This is a genomic window from Acinetobacter nosocomialis (assembly GCF_041021905.1).
GTDB classification, from domain to species: Bacteria; Pseudomonadota; Gammaproteobacteria; order Pseudomonadales; family Moraxellaceae; genus Acinetobacter; species Acinetobacter nosocomialis.
In genome coordinates, this window is the sequence record NZ_CP157432.1 from 1,476,580 (window position 1) to 1,493,084 (window position 16,505).

Sequence of the window (16,505 nt, forward strand, 5' to 3'; positions counted from 1 at the left end):
TCCGTGCAGGCAGGGTAAGATCCGGCTCTTTTATTGTCGATGCAAGCGAAGTAAAATCATTGTTTGATAATTTTAAACAATTGGCTTAATTGTGCAAAAAAAACTCAAACAAATAACCAGTTTTTTACAAGTCGTTGATTCTGGCTCTTTTACCAAAGCTGCGGAAATTTTAGGCTTAAGCCGATCAATGGTGAGTATTGATATAAAACAATTAGAAAAGCAGCTAAATACAAGCCTATTAATTCGTAACACCCGTAATATTGCATTAACTGAAATAGGTCAGCAATTTTATGAAGATTTCAAACAAATCCAACTTCAAATTGATGATGCCTTTGAACGAAGCCAACACTTAGGTACAAGCATTACAGGCACTTTACGATTTTCGTCTACCAATGAGTTTGGCCAACGTTTCATTTTGCCTTTGCTTCCTGAGTTTTGCCGGCTTTACCCACATATACGCTTACAGTATTCTTTCAACTCTTCTCTTGACGATTTAGTTACTGAAAAGTTAGATCTTGTTATTCGGTTAGGAAATTTAAAAAACTCATCTCTAAAAACTCGAAAAATCGGAGAATATCCAATTTATCTTGTGGCTACTCCGCAGTTTATAAAAGATCATCCAATAGAAAAGATATCTGATTTGGCAAATGTTCCTTGGATTGGCCACTCTTTATTAAACTGGCAAGATTCACAATATATTTTGCAAAACAGTTTAGGGGAGCAATATTCATTACCTTTTGTTCGCAGTCAGTATGAATCAAACTCGGTTACTGTAATTCATCAAATGGCTCTTTCATCTTTAGGTGTGGCAATTTGTCCTGCCTGGTTAGTTGATGAAGATATTCAAAACAATCACCTAATTCGGTTATTTCCAGATTTTTCGTTACCGTTACAAAGTATTCAATTACTTTATCCTCACACCTCTAGTTTGCCTGCCAAAACACGCGCCTTAATAGACTTTTTGGTGTTGCGTCTTTCTTTTAATTAGACTAAAAATTTTGTAAATCATGGAAGATAAAAGATTTTAAATGAATAGACAATTCTGTCTTTTTTTCATAAAATATTCATGATTCAAAACGGTCTATATCAAAAGGTATTTTAAGTGCATCTAAGATAACTAATGAATAGAAACCAAAAAAGTAGTGGAGCATTACAATTGAAAGATTATTTTGATCAAGAAATACAATTGTAATTGGATTATCAACAAAGCGTCTGAACGTGGTGATAGCCTAAGAAGATTTAAAAGGAGGAGATGCATTTGATGGAAAAATATTTAAAGTCTGTCGGGGTGTTATGCTAAGAGTTTTAATATGTATTAATGTTGATTAAAAAATAAATATTATTAAGTTTTTTATCTAAGAATTAGAATAATTGACTAAAAGAGTTTTAGGGAAAAATAAGTTAATTAGTTTTGAAATTTCAAGAATAAAATTGACGCTTATAAATCTAGATTAACCTTATAAAATTTTAAGCTATGAAAACATGTAGAGCTATCATCATCAGCTAGCATTCATTTTCTATTTTAATTTTCATGTCTGTATTAAGAAATATCTAGAAAAATTCTTCTATAAGGTATGCTTACTACTGTTTAGAACTTTATTTAAAATAAATAGACAGATTAGTCTTGACAACTTTATTAGCTTTATGTAGTAGGAAAACTTTTGTAAAGTGATTTGAGTTGTTACTAACCAAATAAAATTAACTTTAATGTCATCTAAGATTAAATATTCTTAAGAAATTGTTTCATAAGCTATAAAGGTTCAATATTTTGGATAAATTTATAGTAATTTTAATTCCTAATAAATTTCATATATATCAATTATTTATTTTTATTTACAAAAATTAACAATATTATTTTTTTGTTAGAAAAACTTTATTAAGCCATATTTTATAAGCATCTAAACTATTTACTTTTAGTTTAGTTTGATATGAATTTTATATAAAATATGTTTAATTATATGATAAACTGCGTTCAAATTTTTTGAATATAAGGTTTAAGCCTGATTTTTTGATATTTATAAAATGTTAATTTTTCAGTAAAACCTTGATTAAATAAGAAGATAGAGGAATGAAAGTTGTGTTAAAGCAAAGTGTTTTGATACTTTTTTTAATTGGTAACTATGTTGGTTTATCTTGTGCACAAGCTGCAGAATTAGAACCTATAAAATTAAAGAAAAGCTGTATTAAGAAAAATCCTATAATTGAAGGTCAAACTGATCCAGAGTTGTTAAATCTTTTTAAACAAGTATGTGATACAGATAATTCTACTCAAAAAAATGATTTATTAGCTAAAGCAGCAATGCGTTTTTATCAGACCAACCAACCAGTTAAAGCCTTAAATTTAGCTAGTCAATTACAGAGTCAAAACGTTCGTGGTTCATTATTAACAGATGTATTGTTTTTATCTGGCGTAAGCATTGCAAATAACTCTTTGCAACAAATGCGTGGTCAGGAAATGCGATATTTAACGAATGACGTAACATATCCTCCTGCAAAGCAGTTAATTGAAAATATCCATACAGCAATGCCTGCACCTGATCCATCGAGTTTCAAAGCGAGCTCGGAAGGTGGTTCAGCTGATAATGAAAAAAGAAGTTATAGAAAACAAAATGTAGTACGTAATCGAGTTTCTACTCCTCGAACGACAACTAAACATACAGTAACTCCAGTAAAAACACCTGCAGTTAAACCAAAAACTGCGCCTGTTGCGAGTGTTAGTAAATCAAAAAGTTCGCCTTTTGACCCTTTAACTAAATAATCTGGGATAGAACCTTATGGCTAAAAGAGAAAGCGTACAAAAGAAGCTTCAACGAATTCGACCTCCTCGTGTTCAGCTTACTTACGATGTTGAAATTGGTGATGCAAAAGAAGCGAAAGAACTCCCGTTTGTTGTTGGTGTGATGGGTGACTTTTCCGCAGCATCTGAGCTTGAACGTACAAAGTTAAAAGATAAAAAATTTATTAATGTAGATTTAGATAATATCGATGAAGTAATGGAGTCGTTGTCTCCAAGAGCTGCTTTTCAGGTAGATAATACGCTAACTGAAGAGGGGGGGAAGATGGCTGTTGATTTAACATTTAAGTCAATGGAAGATTTCCGTCCTGAAAATGTTGTTCAACAAGTTGATCCATTAAAGAAATTAGTGGAGGCGCGCGAACGTTTAACTGATTTAAGAAATAAAATTTCTAACAGTGAACGTTTAGAAGATTTGCTTGATGAAGTTCTTAAAAATACTGATCAGATTCGTAAATTAAGTGCGGAGGCTGACCATGAATAATACTCAATCAGCAGCGATGCCACTTGTTGAAAATGAAGAAGTTAATCTTTTAGATTCGATTGTTGAACAAAGTCGCATTGCACGAAATGAAGAAGAACATTCACGTGCTAAAAGTTTAATTGGTGAACTTGCCAAAGAAGTAATGGCTGGAACCATTACTGTTTCTGAAAATATGACTTTATCAATTGATAAGCGTATTGCAGAAATCGATGCGCTGATTTCAAGTCAGTTAAGTCAGATTATGCACAATGAACAATTTCAAAAAATTGAATCAACGTGGCGTGGTCTTTATTACTTCTGCCAAGAAACACCTTCAAATCCGCTCATTAAAATTCGTATGTTAAATACGACAAAGAAAGAGTTGGTAAAAGATTTTCAAGGTGCTACAGATTTTGATCAAAGCACTTTATTTAAGAAAATCTATGAAGAAGAATATGGCTCTTTTGGTGGTGCACCATACTCAGCATTAATTGGTGATTTTGAGTTTGACCGCACGCCATCTGACATGTATTTACTTGAACAAATTTCTCATGTTGCTGCAGCAGCGCATGCACCATTTGTTTCGGCTGCTAGCCCAAGCATTTTAGGCCTTGAGTCATTTACAGATATTGATCGTCCTAGAGATGTTTCAAAAATCTTTGAAACTGCTGAATATGTTCAATGGCGTTCTTTCCGTGACAGTGAAGATTCACGTTATGTTGCATTGACGTTACCGCATGTTTTAGGTCGTCTCCCATATCATCCAAAAGAAGGCACTGCGACGGAAGGCTTTAATTTTATTGAAGATGTTTCTGGTGAAAATCACAATGAATATTTGTGGATGAATGCAGCTTATGCTTTTAGTACTCGTTTAACAAATGCATTTGATATGCATGGTTGGTGTGCTGCTATTCGTGGTGTTGAAGGTGGTGGTTTGGTTGAAGGTTTACCAGTCCATACATTTAAAACACAAGATGGTGAAGTGGTATTTAAGTGTCCAACTGAAATTGCAATTACAGATCGTCGTGAGAAAGAGCTAAGCGATCTAGGCTTTATTCCATTAGTACATTGTAAAAATACAGATTACGCAGCTTTCTTTGGTGCGCAATCAACTCAAAAACCTAAAAAATATGACAACGATACTGCCAATGCAAACTCGGCTTTATCAAGTCAAATTCAGTACATCATGGCTGTTTCACGTATTGCACATTACTTAAAAGCAATGATGCGAGATAAAGTGGGTAGTTTTGCTTCTGCTGGTAATGTCGAAGCATTTTTAAACGAGTGGTTGTCACAGTATGTATTACTTGATGATGGCGCTTCTCAAGAAGCAAAAGCTCAATACCCATTACGTGAAGCGTCTGTAAAAGTTGTAGAAGATCCTGCTCAACCAGGTCACTACAAATCTGTGGTTTTCTTGCGACCACACTTCCAGCTGGATGAGTTGTCGGTTTCTTTACGACTTGTCACTGAGTTACCTCAGTCCTCAAATTAATCAAGGTCAGCTAAAGAATAACTTTAAATTAAAAATAGGAAAGTTCTAAATGAAAGATATATACGTTGAGTTTCGCGGTAAATATAAAGTTGATGGAGAATCTCGTGATTCTGAGCACAAAGGTTGGTTAGAAGTTAACTCTTGGTCTCATAACATTCGTCAACCTAAATCTGCTACTTCAAGTAGCGTAGGTGGTCACACTGCTGAGCGTGTTGAACATTCTGACATGGTTTTCGTGAAAGACTTAGATGCTACTAGCCCTAAATTATGGGAAGCATGTTCAGCTGGTTATACATTTGATGAAGTACAAATCGACTTTTATCGTGCAAATGGCGATAAACGTATCAAGTACTTACAAATCAAATTGAAGCACGTTCTAGTTTCTAGCGTGACTCCAACTGTTAACGAAGAAGGCGTTCCTACAGAAGCATTTGGCTTGAAATATGCTGCTGTTGAGTGGACTTATAACCAACAAGATATTAACGGTACTGCTAAAGGTGCTGTTACTAAGAAATGGTCACTTTCTAATAATACAGCTTCTTACGCAGCTTAATTATTTAAGTGAATATTTGGTGGAGGCTGACATAAAGTTAGCCTCTGCTGTCTCTAAATATGCTTTGTTGTGAACTCGAATGAACTTAGATCGGCTTTATCCATACGGATTTCGTTCAACTTTATTTGATCGCTTAATTCCAGAAAGTGAAGATTATGCAAAAGGTCTTTCTATTCAGCAATTAAGAGAATCTGTAGCAAAGGATTTAGAAGATTTGCTCAATAGTCGGGTAGCAAAGTTAGATCATGTAGTTGATGACTATCCACTTGTAAAGAAATCGATACTTCAGTTTGGGATTATTGATTTTGTAGGGCTCTCTACAGCCAACCCTCTAGACCGAGATAAAATTTGCCAATCCATTGAGCAATCCATAGCAGCTCATGAGCCTCGGCTAAGACAAATACGGGTAGAGATGTTGTTAGATGGACATAATATGGGCGCATTATGTTTAAGTATTCAGGCTTATCTAAATATTCACCCTCTATATGAACCTGTTGTATTTGATGCATTGTTAAAACCAACAACGCAGCAGTATGTAATTTCAGCGAGAACTTAAGCGTAGTGGGTGTGTTGTGATAGAAGAGCTTTTACCGTTTTATGAAAAACAATTACAAGAATTTGGTCAGCAATCTCGAGAATTTGCCCAAAAATATCCAAAAATTGCTCAGCGCTTATCTTTAAATCAAGAGCAAATTGATGACCCGCATATTGAACGTCTGATTCAGGCTTTTTCGCTGATTGCGGCTCGAATCGATAAAAAACTTACAGACAGTTATGATGTTTTTACTCGTTCTTTATTTGAGGTAATGTTTCCTCAATACTTACGTCATTTTCCTGCTTGTTCTGTCGTTAGTTTTGAAGATATTAATAAAATTAAACAGCTTACCGAACCTCATCTTGTACCTGATCATACCGTTTTGAAATCTCGTAGTTTTAAAGGGGTACAGTGTGAGTTCAATACAACTCAAGATGTAAAATTACTACCTATTCATTTAAGTGGTTTAGATTTTAAAACTACACCTAGTGCACATATGCACTTAAATCAAAATGCGACGTTAAGTTTTAAATTTGAAATTTTTAATAGCGCTCATGCATCTTTAGTTCACGAAAAGCTTCCTATTTATTTGGATGCTATTTCTAATTTTCCTCTTCAAGTACTTGATAGCATTTTTAAAAAAGGGACCAGTTTTGCACTTAAACATGGGCAAAAGATTGTAGAGTTGGGTAAAAATCCATTCGAGTTGATAGGTTTTTCTGAACAAGAAAGTTTATTACCCCTCGATCAACATACGCATCATGCTTATCGTTTATTAATGGAGTATTTTTGTTTCCCAGAAAAGTTTAGCTATCTGAAACTTGATTTAGATTTTTTAAAGGGGTTACCTCAGCAAGTATCCGAATTTGAGCTTCTCATTCATTTCAAATTAAATTTAAACGATCAAGCCGTTGTTAGAAACTATTCTGAATTAAATATTGCAAACTTTAAATTGTTTACTACAGAGGTGGTCCCACATGTTTGAACAACTAAAAGCTTATTTATAAGTGATACTCTGCTCTAGTTAAGCTACCTTATTTTGTTGTGGTAGCTGGTCATAGTAAAACTCATCTGGAGTCATTTTGTCCAGACTCGAATGAGGTCGTTTCAAATTATAAAATTCAAAATATGCGTTTAATTGCTTCTTCGCATCCAAAACATTGCTGTAGGCTTTGAGATACACCTCTTCATATTTAACGCTCCGCCATAATCGTTCAACCATCACATTATCAACCCATCGACCTTTACCATCCATACTGATTTGAATGCCATTTGATTTCAATACATCAATAAATGCATCACTGGTAAACTGACTGCCTTGGTCTGTATTAAATATTTCAGGTCGACCATATTTTTCAATAGCTTCATTTAATGTTTCTATGCAAAATGTAACCTCCATACTAATCGATACTCTATGCGCAAGTACCTTGCGGCTATGCCAATCAATCACAGCACATAAATAAACAAAGCCTTTTGCCATAGGGATATACGTTATATCCGTAGACCACACTTGATTACTGCGCTGAATAGCCAATCCTTTGAGCAGATATGGATATTTGCGGTGAGCTTGATTAGCCTGGCTTAAATTTGGTTTGCAATATAACGCATTAATGCCCATTTTCTTCATTAAAGTACGTGTATGACGTCGTCCTATATGATGTCCTTGACGATTCAACAAATCACGCATCATACGGCTACCTGCAAAAGGGTATTGCATATGTAACTCATCCATACAGCGCATCAGCTTCAGATCTGATGCACTCACAGGTTTTGGGCGATAGTAATAACAACCACGGGAGACTTTCAGCAGCTGAGCTTGCTTAGATACTGAAATCTGAAGTGAGTCATCGATTAACTTTTGTGGTTGAAGCGGCCCAGTTTCTTCAACACACCTTCTAAAAAATCAATTTCTAATGCCTGCTCACCGATTTTTGCATGTAGTTTTAGAGGTGGATCAGGAAATTTGAACAACACTTATAAGTGATATTTTGCTCCCCAAATGATGTTATAAACATCAATATATGGAGTATTTTATGGCACGTAGACCAAGAAGAAATCATTCAAATGATTTTAAAGCTAAGGTAGCACTTGCTGCGATTAAAGCAGAAAAAACACTTGCTGAATTGAGTGCTGAATTTGATGTTCATCAAAACCAAATTATCGACTGGAAAAATCAACTGATTTCAGCTTCCTCGCAAGCTTTCGATCAATCAAAAGCTCCAACAGAACCACCCATCGATCTAAAAAAACTACATGCAAAAATCGGTGAGCAGGCATTAGAAATTGATTTTTTAGAAGGTGTGTTGAAGAAACTGGGCCGCTTCAACCACAAAAGTTAATCGATGACTCACTTCAGATTTCAGTATCTAAGCAAGCTCAGCTGCTGAAAGTCTCCCGTGGTTGTTATTACTATCGCCCAAAACCTGTGAGTGCATCAGATCTGAAGCTGATGCGCTGTATGGATGAGTTACATATGCAATACCCTTTTGCAGGTAGCCGTATGATGCGTGATTTGTTGAATCGTCAAGGACATCATATAGGACGACGTCATACACGTACTTTAATGAAGAAAATGGGCATTAATGCGTTATATTGCAAACCAAATTTAAGCCAGGCTAATCAAGCTCACCGCAAATATCCATATCTGCTCAAAGGATTGGCTATTCAGCGCAGTAATCAAGTGTGGTCTACGGATATAACGTATATCCCTATGGCAAAAGGCTTTGTTTATTTATGTGCTGTGATTGATTGGCATAGCCGCAAGGTACTTGCGCATAGAGTATCGATTAGTATGGAGGTTACATTTTGCATAGAAACATTAAATGAAGCTATTGAAAAATATGGTCGACCTGAAATATTTAATACAGACCAAGGCAGTCAGTTTACCAGTGATGCATTTATTGATGTATTGAAATCAAATGACATCCAAATCAGCATGGATGGTAAAGGTCGATGGGTTGATAATGTGATGGTTGAACGATTATGGCGGAGCGTTAAATATGAAGAGGTGTATCTCAAAGCCTACAGCAATGTTTTGGATGCGAAGAAGCAATTAAACGCATATTTTGAATTTTATAATTTGAAACGACCTCATTCGAGTCTGGACAAAATGACTCCAGATGAGTTTTACTATGACCAGCTACCACAACAAAATAAGGTAGCTTAACTAGAGCAGAGTATCACTTATAAATAAGCTTTTAGTTGTTCAAACATGTGGGACCACCTCTTTTTTTTAGATCGATGGGTGGTTCTGTTGGAGCTTTTGATTGATCGAAAGCTTGCGAGGAAGCTGAAATCAGTTGATTTTTCCAGTCGATAATTTGGTTTTGATGAACATCAAATTCAGCACTCAATTCAGCAAGTGTTTTTTCTGCTTTAATCGCAGCAAGTGCTACCTTAGCTTTAAAATCATTTGAATGATTTCTTCTTGGTCTACGTGCCATAAAATACTCCATATATTGATGTTTATAACATCATTTGGGGAGCAAAATATCACTTATAAGTGTTGTTCAAATTTCCTGATCCACCTCTCTACCCCAGTAATTAACTTATTTGAAAAATATGCCGAACCTCAAAAGATAGTTCATAAGCAACTCGAATATCCACTGGTTACAGATGCTCATCATCCTGAATTTTATCAAGTATATTCAATACTTGAGATGAACATGGTGCGTGAAAAAACAAATCAGGAAGAAAGTTATGTTCCTGTTTTACCGTTTTTTGCGATGAGTCATTATCACAATGATACAGCTCGCTTTTTTTACTCAGTGAATTATCAAAAGTTACAGTCTAATTTTGTTGAAATGGGCTATTCCATTATTTCTAAAAATCTAAATCCATTTTCAACACGCTCAGATTTTATTAGTACCAAATTATTATGTTCAAACCGTGATTTGCCTCATGAAGCACTCGGTCAGTCTAATAACGTATTAAATTTAAATGATAGTAGTTTGGCGAGACGTGCCATTGTCTTAAAGCGACCAACCAAACCTTATAAGTTTGAACAAGGCCAAAGTGAGCAATGGCGTGTAATTTCACATCTTTCATTAAATAGCTTAGCGCTTATGAAAGGGGATGCTGTTTCTCATGTTAAAGAGCTGTTGGCTTTATATAACTTACCGCAGTCAAAAGAAAATTATTTAATTATTGAATCAATTAAAAAATTAGAATTTTCACTTACCCATAAACTTGTAGATGGCAAACCATTTCCAATGTTTGTGAGAGGGGTAAAAGCTGAATTACAAATTGATTCATCTGTATTTAGAGGGCATAGCTTATATATTTTTAGTCAACTATTAAGTCGTGTTTTTAATTTAAAGGTTCAAATTAATAGTTTTGTTGATTTGGTGGTTAAGGATTATTCATCTCAGCAGGAGTTATACCAATGCAGTCAGAACGTTGGTGGCAAGACTCTTCTATAACGGCTGAGTTGTTTCAACGCCCTAAATCTTTTGAATTTATTCAAGCAACACGGTTATTGCGTCATAGCCCAGCTAATGATGCCTGTTCGTCATGGACTGATCATTTTAAATTTGAGACCTCGTTTAACTTAAACTTTCCGGCCACTGAAATTGAAAGTTTAGAATTAGTAGATGAGCGTGTTCATTTAACTAACTTGATCGTTGGCCTTACCGGTATACAAGGGGCATTACCTTATACTTATACAAATAAAATTAAGCAGGCTCCACGGCAGCAACGAGCTGAAACTAAAGAGTTTTTGAGTTTATTTAATCATAAGTTAACTGGTCAGTATGTAGAGTCAAGTATTACTTATCACTTGCCTGTGCGATATGAAATAGAAAATAAAAATGATTATTTGGATATCCTGCATGCTTTAAATGGTTATGTTCGATCACAACATCAACAACAAGATTTGGATGAATATTTTGCTGAATTTTCGGGTTTAATGCAGGGGCAAAATAATACCGTTCATGCTTTGAAAACAATGTTGAGTTGTATATTTAAGCATGAAATTACAATTAAAGAGTTCATACAAGAATCATTTAAGTTAGCAAGTGATCAGTTAACAACTTTAGGTGGAAGCCAGCCTAGCTTACTTGGTATTAACACGTTTTGTGGGGAAACGATTCAACAAATTGATGGAAAAATTGAGATTCAGATAGGTCCACTTAAGCGTCAGCAATATTTAAAGTTTTTACCTCACCAAGAGCTTAGTTTAAAGCTTAAAAAAATTGTAGAAACATGGTGCAGTCCGACACTTTCAATCGATCTAAGACTGATATTAGATGAGTCGGAAATACAACCTGTTCGCCTGACTCAAAGCCAAGCCAATGGCTTAGGGCAAGGTGCTTTTTTAATGTCTCGCAAGCCTAGCACCCATAGCCATGAAACATGTTATAGCCTTATTGGAGAGCAAATATGATTAAAAAAATATTACTCTCATTCATCGCTATTTTTACAATTGTTAGTGGATTGATTATTTTCTACTGGCGCGATGTTCAATATAACCCTGATAAAGGGGATTTTTTCCTTTATTTTCTTTTATTACCGGCAATTATTACATTGGCGATCTTATCGCCTTGGCTGATTTATAGCGCTTATAAAAGTTATAAAGAAAAGAAAGAGAAAGCTGTAAATCAAAGCCAAAATGATGATAGCCAAAAACAAACGACTACACCTGATCAGCCTCTAGAGCAGTTAGATTTTCATATTTACTCTGCTTTTGCTATTCATGCATTGGGCGAGAATGAAACTATTATTAAAGAAATACAAGATTTCAAAAGTCCAGAGCTTGATGATCAGTTGTTGAATTCTTATGGATTGCCACTTTTATCTTATCGAATTAAAGATTTGGCCGAGTCGGATGAAGAGAATTTCGAATACGCAGCTTCACCAAGACAAGTTCGTATCATGTCTTTAATAAGACAGCAATTAGAACAAAACATAGAGAATTTGTATCGCTTGGCTGAACATTTAAAGCGTTCAATTTTATTTTATGAATCTCATCAGATCCGTGAATATCACATGCATCCTGCATGGGCTGATCCAAATTCTGAATATGAAGATACAGAAACACCTGTAGTTGAAGTACATCGTTTAAATCGACTGAATTTACATATTCTTCTTCCAGAAGATTTATTGCATATATGGAATGATGAGCAAAGTAACGATTTAATTTTAGAGTTCTTTACTGAAATTGGCATTATTTCCCAAAAAGTTCATATCGAATATCACTTTTTGGGAGAACGTGTGGCTTATCAAGAGTTTATTCATTTATTAAAACGTATTCAAAAGAAAGAGCATGAAATATTTCTCGTGCTTGCCGTTGATTCAGAAATTGATCAAGACCTGATTGATGAAAAGTCTTGGATGGTTAAAGATTATATTCCGGCGGAGTTTGCTACAAGCTGCCTTATTGCAGATCCCTCCTTAAAAATTGAAGAACTTGAACCCGCTAAAAATTTAAAAGTCGTAATTGGTCAAGAAAAAACTGCAAAAGTTCTTAATATCCTGAATTTAAATGAATTGCCGCAGTACGAGGGGGATGAGCCATATGTACTTATTGTTTCAGATCAGACAGATATAAAAGCAGCGAAGCATTTGCAGCAGCAACTTACGCAAACTTCTGTTGAACCGCATCACTTTATTTATGTGAAATCTTCATTGGGGCATACTCAGCATTTAGTTGATATTTATGGCTTTATGCTCAGTATGCATTTTCCTGAACATATCGTTCCTTTTGTCTTTGGCGAAAATACGGTGTCAGCACATACCTTTGTGCAGAGTGTCACTGAAAATTCAGAAGATGATGCGATGGTGTTGAATAGCTAATTTAAACTTTGAACTTAGAACGAGAATAGAATGCATACAATTTTAGGCTACTTGTGGCAGTACATCACGAATCCTAAAGCAATTATCGCCTTGTCATTGTTCGTGGCATTGATGTCTTCCTATACTTCAATTCCTCGCCATATATTTTGGGCTTTAGCATCTGCTTATGCTTTAGGGCTCATTGTTTATGGAATTTATTGGCTAATTCAGCGAAAAAAGCATGCCGTTCAAGGTGAAGAGCTTGCTGAAGCGATAGAAAAAGATACCCAAGCTGAGTACGGCAAAAATAAAGATAAAGAAGAGCTGCAACTTATCAGCCAACAAATGAAAGAATCTATTCAATTGATTCGTAAGTCAAAGCTAGGAGATAAGAAGGGTAATGCAGCACTATATGAGTTGCCGTGGTATATGGTTATTGGTAATCCAGCCGCTGGTAAAAGTTCTGCAATCTATAATTCTGGTTTAAAGTTTCCTTTTGAAGAAACACATCAAAAAATGGTTTCGGCCGGTTTAAGTGGTACCCGTAATTGTGACTGGTTCTTTTCTACAGAAGGTATTTTATTAGATACGGCTGGTCGTTATTCGGTATATAGCGAAGATCATTCAGAGTGGTTAGGTTTTTTAAATATATTAAAGAAAAACCGTTCTAAAGCTCCAGTGAATGGCTTAATTCTTATTGTAAGTATTGCTGAACTGGTGAGCCAAAGTCCTGAACATTCATTGAAGCTTGCTAAAAATTTACGTGCTCGTATTCAAGATTTAACGGAACGTTTAGAAGTTGTAGTACCCGTTTATTTAGTCTTTTCAAAAATGGATTTGATTGCGGGTTTTACCGAATTTTTCGAGTTCTATGAAGTACAAGAATATAATCAGGCATGGGGTGCAACACTGCCATACGAGCAGAATTCTTCTCATAATGCTGTAGATCTTTTTGAGAAACACTACAATATTCTTTACGATGGTTTAAAAGGGGTAAGCTCGACCCATCTTAGTCGTAGACACTCTCAAAATATCTCACCGAGTGTGATGACCTTCCCATTAGAATTTAAAACATTAAAACCTGCATTAAAAAGTTTTATTGCTACACTTTTTGAAGATAACCCTTACCAGTTCCAACCAGTTTTCCGTGGTTTCTATTTCACAAGTGCCTTGCAAGAGGGTGTAATAGAAAGCCCAATGACTGAGCAAATTGCACAAGAATTTCAGCTTTCTCAAATTGCTCAAAATGAAGTAAGAGATCAATTAAAAACAACGCCTAACCATGGTTATTTCTTAAAAGGCTTATTTTCAGATATTATTTTAAGAGATAAAGATTTAGTTAAACAGCATGTAAATGCAGGTAAAAAGCGTCAGCGTTATATTGCATTTATTGGTGCTTTAGCTGGCGTTTCAATTATTCTGGGTGTGTGGATTTGGTCGTATCGCAATAACCAACAACTTATTGGTGAAGTTCAAGCCGATTTAAATAAAGTTGTTCAGTTAGAGAAGAGTTCGGGTCAACAATTATCAACTCAATTGGAAGCCCTACTTATTTTACAAAGACGTCTACAGCAATTAGACGAGTTTGATGAAAATAGACCTCTAAAATTTAGTTTTGGTTTATATCAAGGCAATGAATTACGTGAAAAATTAAAAGCTGAATATTTAAAAGGCGTTAAACAAATTGTTTTAACACCTACTCAGCAAAATATTGCTCAGTATTTGCAACGTGTAAAAAATAACGAAGCGACTTTAAAAGCAAATCATACCAACGTTGAGATTAAGCAAACTGCTCAAACTCAGCAATATTTAGAGCCGTCAGATACCAACCCTCAAGATGCTTATAATGCATTAAAAGCATATTTGATGATGAGTAATCCACAGTATATGGATGCAAGTCATTTAAGTGATCAGGTAACACGTTTCTGGCGTTCTTGGCTGGATGCTAATAAAGGGCAAATGCCACGTGCAGATATGATTCAGGAAGCTGAACAGATCTTGTCGTATGCAATGACATTAGCAAATGATAAGCAGTTCCCAATTTTGGATGCTGACTCTCAATTAGTTGATCAGACACGTCAAGTATTGCTCTCTGTGATTAGAGGTATGCCAGCACGTGACCGTGTTTATAACGAAATTAAAATGCGTGCTGCTGTTCGCTTCCCAGCTTTGACAGTAAGTCAAATTGTTGGTGAGGCAAATAAAAATGTTGTGTTAGGCAGCTATGCATTACCAGGTGTATTTACTCAAAAAGCTTGGAATGACTACGTAGAAAAAGCCATTGAGGAAGCAGCAGATAAGCCTACAGATAGTAAAGACTGGGTGCTTAATAGTCGTCAATCTGATGACTTAACTTTCTCGGGTAGCCCAGAGCAAATTAGAAAGCAGCTCACAGCACTTTATAAGCAAGAATATATTGCGGAATGGAGAAAATTCTTAAGTGGTATTCACTATGCAAAAGCAAATCAATTTGCTCAGCAAGTCAAAAATATTGATGTATTAGGTGAGCCACAAAATTCACCAATTCGCACGCTTATTGAACGTGTAGCTATTGAAACAAATTGGGACAATCCAGTTGTTCAAGCAGAATTAGCTGCTCCTCAAAAAGGATTTATTGCATGGTTCAAACGCAAAGTCTTAAACCGTGATGATAAACAATTAGCAAATCAAGCAGTTGCTAATGCTCAAGGTGCTATTTCTCAAGAATATCAAATGTTCTATCAGTTGGTCCGTAAACGTGATGATCAACAGGGTAAATCTTTACTTGATGAATATATGACAAATCTTGCTTTAGTGCGTAGTAAGTTTAATGAACTTAAAAATGCGGGTGAGGTTGGGCCAAGTGCTATGACATTGGTTAAGCAAACCTTAAATGAGCAGACATCGGTATTTAATCAGACTCAAAAAATTGTTGATGAAAAAATGGCGGTTGGTTTCAGTGAAATTGATCAGCAATTGCTACAAAAATTAGTGGTAAGTCCTCTTACACAAGCCTTTGAAAGTTTAATTACGCCTACTCAAGATGAAATTAATAAACTTTGGGTTATGCAAGCGTATCAGCCATTTACTACAAATCTTGCTAAGAAATATCCGTTTAACTCATCCGCTTCTTTACAAGCAACAAGTAGTGAAATTGGTCAAATTCTTGGTGAAAACGGTAGCATTTCCCGTTTTGTTAAAGAGAGCTTAGACCCATTTGTTATTCGTCGTGGCTATACCTTAACTTCAAAAACATGGAAAGATTTGGGTATTAGTTTAAACCCGCAATTTGTAATGAATTTCCAGCGCTATGTTGCACCTACAAATGGTATGGCAACTGGGGAATTAAATAGTCAGGCACCAGCGGTTCCGGCAACAAATCAGTCTAACTTCCAGTTCTACCCAATTCAAAACCCGCAATTGCTTTCATATACCGTTGATATTGATGGTCAGCGTATGACTTATGAAAATGGTGTACAGCAATGGGTTAACTTTATTTGGCCAAATCAAGGCAGCATTCCTGGTGCGCGTATTACGGCTGTAGATTTACAAGGTCAAACTCATACGATTTTTGATGAGCCAGGTGAATATGGTATTAACCGCTTAATTGATAGTGCACAGCGTAAAGAGCAGAACGGTGGTTTCGAAATGCTTTGGCGCAGTAAGACGGATCCATCATTGTTTGTGAAAATGAACTTCCGTCTTATTAGTAGTAACTCAGGCAGTATCGGCTCAAGTCGCGGTTACTCTGGTATGCAATTGGTTGACAAAGTTACTGCTGATAAAGCTGCCCGTGTTGTATCGGCGCAGCAAGCACCAGCTCAGGCTGCTGCTCCTACAAAACCTGCAAATCCAGTTGCTGCATTAACACAACCTGCTGCAACTCAACCAACTGCGGGAGTTAAGCCATGACAG

Annotated in this window: 10 protein-coding genes and 4 pseudogenes; 12 read left to right on the forward strand and 2 right to left on the reverse strand. The window is 35.6% G+C overall.

What is annotated here, in order from left to right:
- Nucleotides 1–91 precede the first annotated feature (91 nt).
- From ABLC00_RS06785 to tssF, 7 genes and pseudogenes are all read left to right on the forward strand, one after another.
- The gene (locus ABLC00_RS06785) at nucleotides 92–988 is read left to right on the forward strand and encodes a LysR family transcriptional regulator (protein ID WP_033846872.1); all 897 of its coding nucleotides are present in this window, start codon (nucleotides 92–94) and stop codon (nucleotides 986–988) included.
- Nucleotides 989–2,068: 1,080 nt separating this feature from the next.
- The gene (locus tag ABLC00_RS06790) at nucleotides 2,069–2,758 is read left to right on the forward strand and encodes a hypothetical protein (RefSeq protein ID WP_022574829.1); all 690 of its coding nucleotides are present in this window, start codon (nucleotides 2,069–2,071) and stop codon (nucleotides 2,756–2,758) included.
- 16 nt (nucleotides 2,759–2,774) lie between these two features.
- Nucleotides 2,775–3,278: a type VI secretion system contractile sheath small subunit gene (tssB, locus tag ABLC00_RS06795; protein ID WP_001119042.1), complete on the forward strand. Its 504-nt coding sequence runs from the start codon at nucleotides 2,775–2,777 to the stop codon at nucleotides 3,276–3,278.
- A complete protein-coding gene (tssC, locus tag ABLC00_RS06800) occupies nucleotides 3,271–4,752 on the forward strand; it encodes a type VI secretion system contractile sheath large subunit (RefSeq protein WP_044423635.1) in 1,482 nt (493 codons plus the stop codon). The genes tssB and tssC overlap by 8 nt, the downstream gene beginning before the upstream one ends.
- A 49-nt stretch (nucleotides 4,753–4,801) precedes the next feature.
- Complete coding sequence (locus ABLC00_RS06805; protein WP_000653195.1) at nucleotides 4,802–5,305, forward strand: type VI secretion system tube protein Hcp; 504 nt, start codon at nucleotides 4,802–4,804, stop codon at nucleotides 5,303–5,305.
- Nucleotides 5,306–5,384: 79 nt separating this feature from the next.
- Entirely contained in the window at nucleotides 5,385–5,861 is a 477-nt protein-coding gene (gene tssE / locus ABLC00_RS06810) for a type VI secretion system baseplate subunit TssE (RefSeq protein WP_002048404.1), read from the forward strand.
- Between the two features lie 16 nt (nucleotides 5,862–5,877).
- Nucleotides 5,878–6,813 (forward strand): annotated as a pseudogene (gene tssF / locus ABLC00_RS06815) (type VI secretion system baseplate subunit TssF); the annotation flags it as partial.
- A gap of 51 nt (nucleotides 6,814–6,864) precedes the next feature.
- Here the strand turns inward: tssF and ABLC00_RS06820 are convergent.
- Nucleotides 6,865–7,796, reverse strand: a pseudogene (locus ABLC00_RS06820) (IS3 family transposase); the annotation flags it as partial.
- 77 nt (nucleotides 7,797–7,873) lie between these two features.
- On the opposite strand from ABLC00_RS06820, the gene ABLC00_RS06825 reads away from it, so the two are divergent.
- A protein-coding gene (locus tag ABLC00_RS06825; protein WP_225367773.1) for an IS3 family transposase occupies nucleotides 7,874–9,006 on the forward strand; the annotation gives its coding sequence in 2 pieces (ribosomal slippage) (nucleotides 7,874–8,126 and nucleotides 8,126–9,006; 1,134 coding nt in all).
- Nucleotides 9,007–9,112: 106 nt separating this feature from the next.
- Here ABLC00_RS06825 and ABLC00_RS06830 read toward each other — a convergent pair.
- Nucleotides 9,113–9,283, reverse strand: a pseudogene (locus ABLC00_RS06830) (IS3 family transposase); the annotation flags it as partial.
- An 87-nt stretch (nucleotides 9,284–9,370) separates the two neighbouring features.
- Between ABLC00_RS06830 and ABLC00_RS06835 the strand changes: the two are divergent.
- From ABLC00_RS06835 to tssM, 4 genes and pseudogenes are all read left to right on the forward strand, one after another.
- Nucleotides 9,371–10,261 (forward strand): annotated as a pseudogene (locus tag ABLC00_RS06835) (type VI secretion system baseplate subunit TssF); the annotation flags it as partial.
- Entirely contained in the window at nucleotides 10,225–11,223 is a 999-nt protein-coding gene (gene tssG, locus ABLC00_RS06840) for a type VI secretion system baseplate subunit TssG (protein WP_001190390.1), read from the forward strand. The pseudogene ABLC00_RS06835 and the gene tssG, both read left to right, overlap by 37 nt.
- Nucleotides 11,220–12,632, forward strand: coding sequence for a hypothetical protein (locus tag ABLC00_RS06845; RefSeq protein ID WP_033846869.1), 1,413 nt, complete (start codon nucleotides 11,220–11,222; stop codon nucleotides 12,630–12,632). The genes tssG and ABLC00_RS06845 overlap by 4 nt, the downstream gene beginning before the upstream one ends.
- A 30-nt stretch (nucleotides 12,633–12,662) precedes the next feature.
- Nucleotides 12,663–16,502, forward strand: coding sequence for a type VI secretion system membrane subunit TssM (tssM, locus tag ABLC00_RS06850; protein ID WP_033846868.1), 3,840 nt, complete (start codon nucleotides 12,663–12,665; stop codon nucleotides 16,500–16,502).
- Nucleotides 16,503–16,505: the final 3 nt, after the last annotated feature.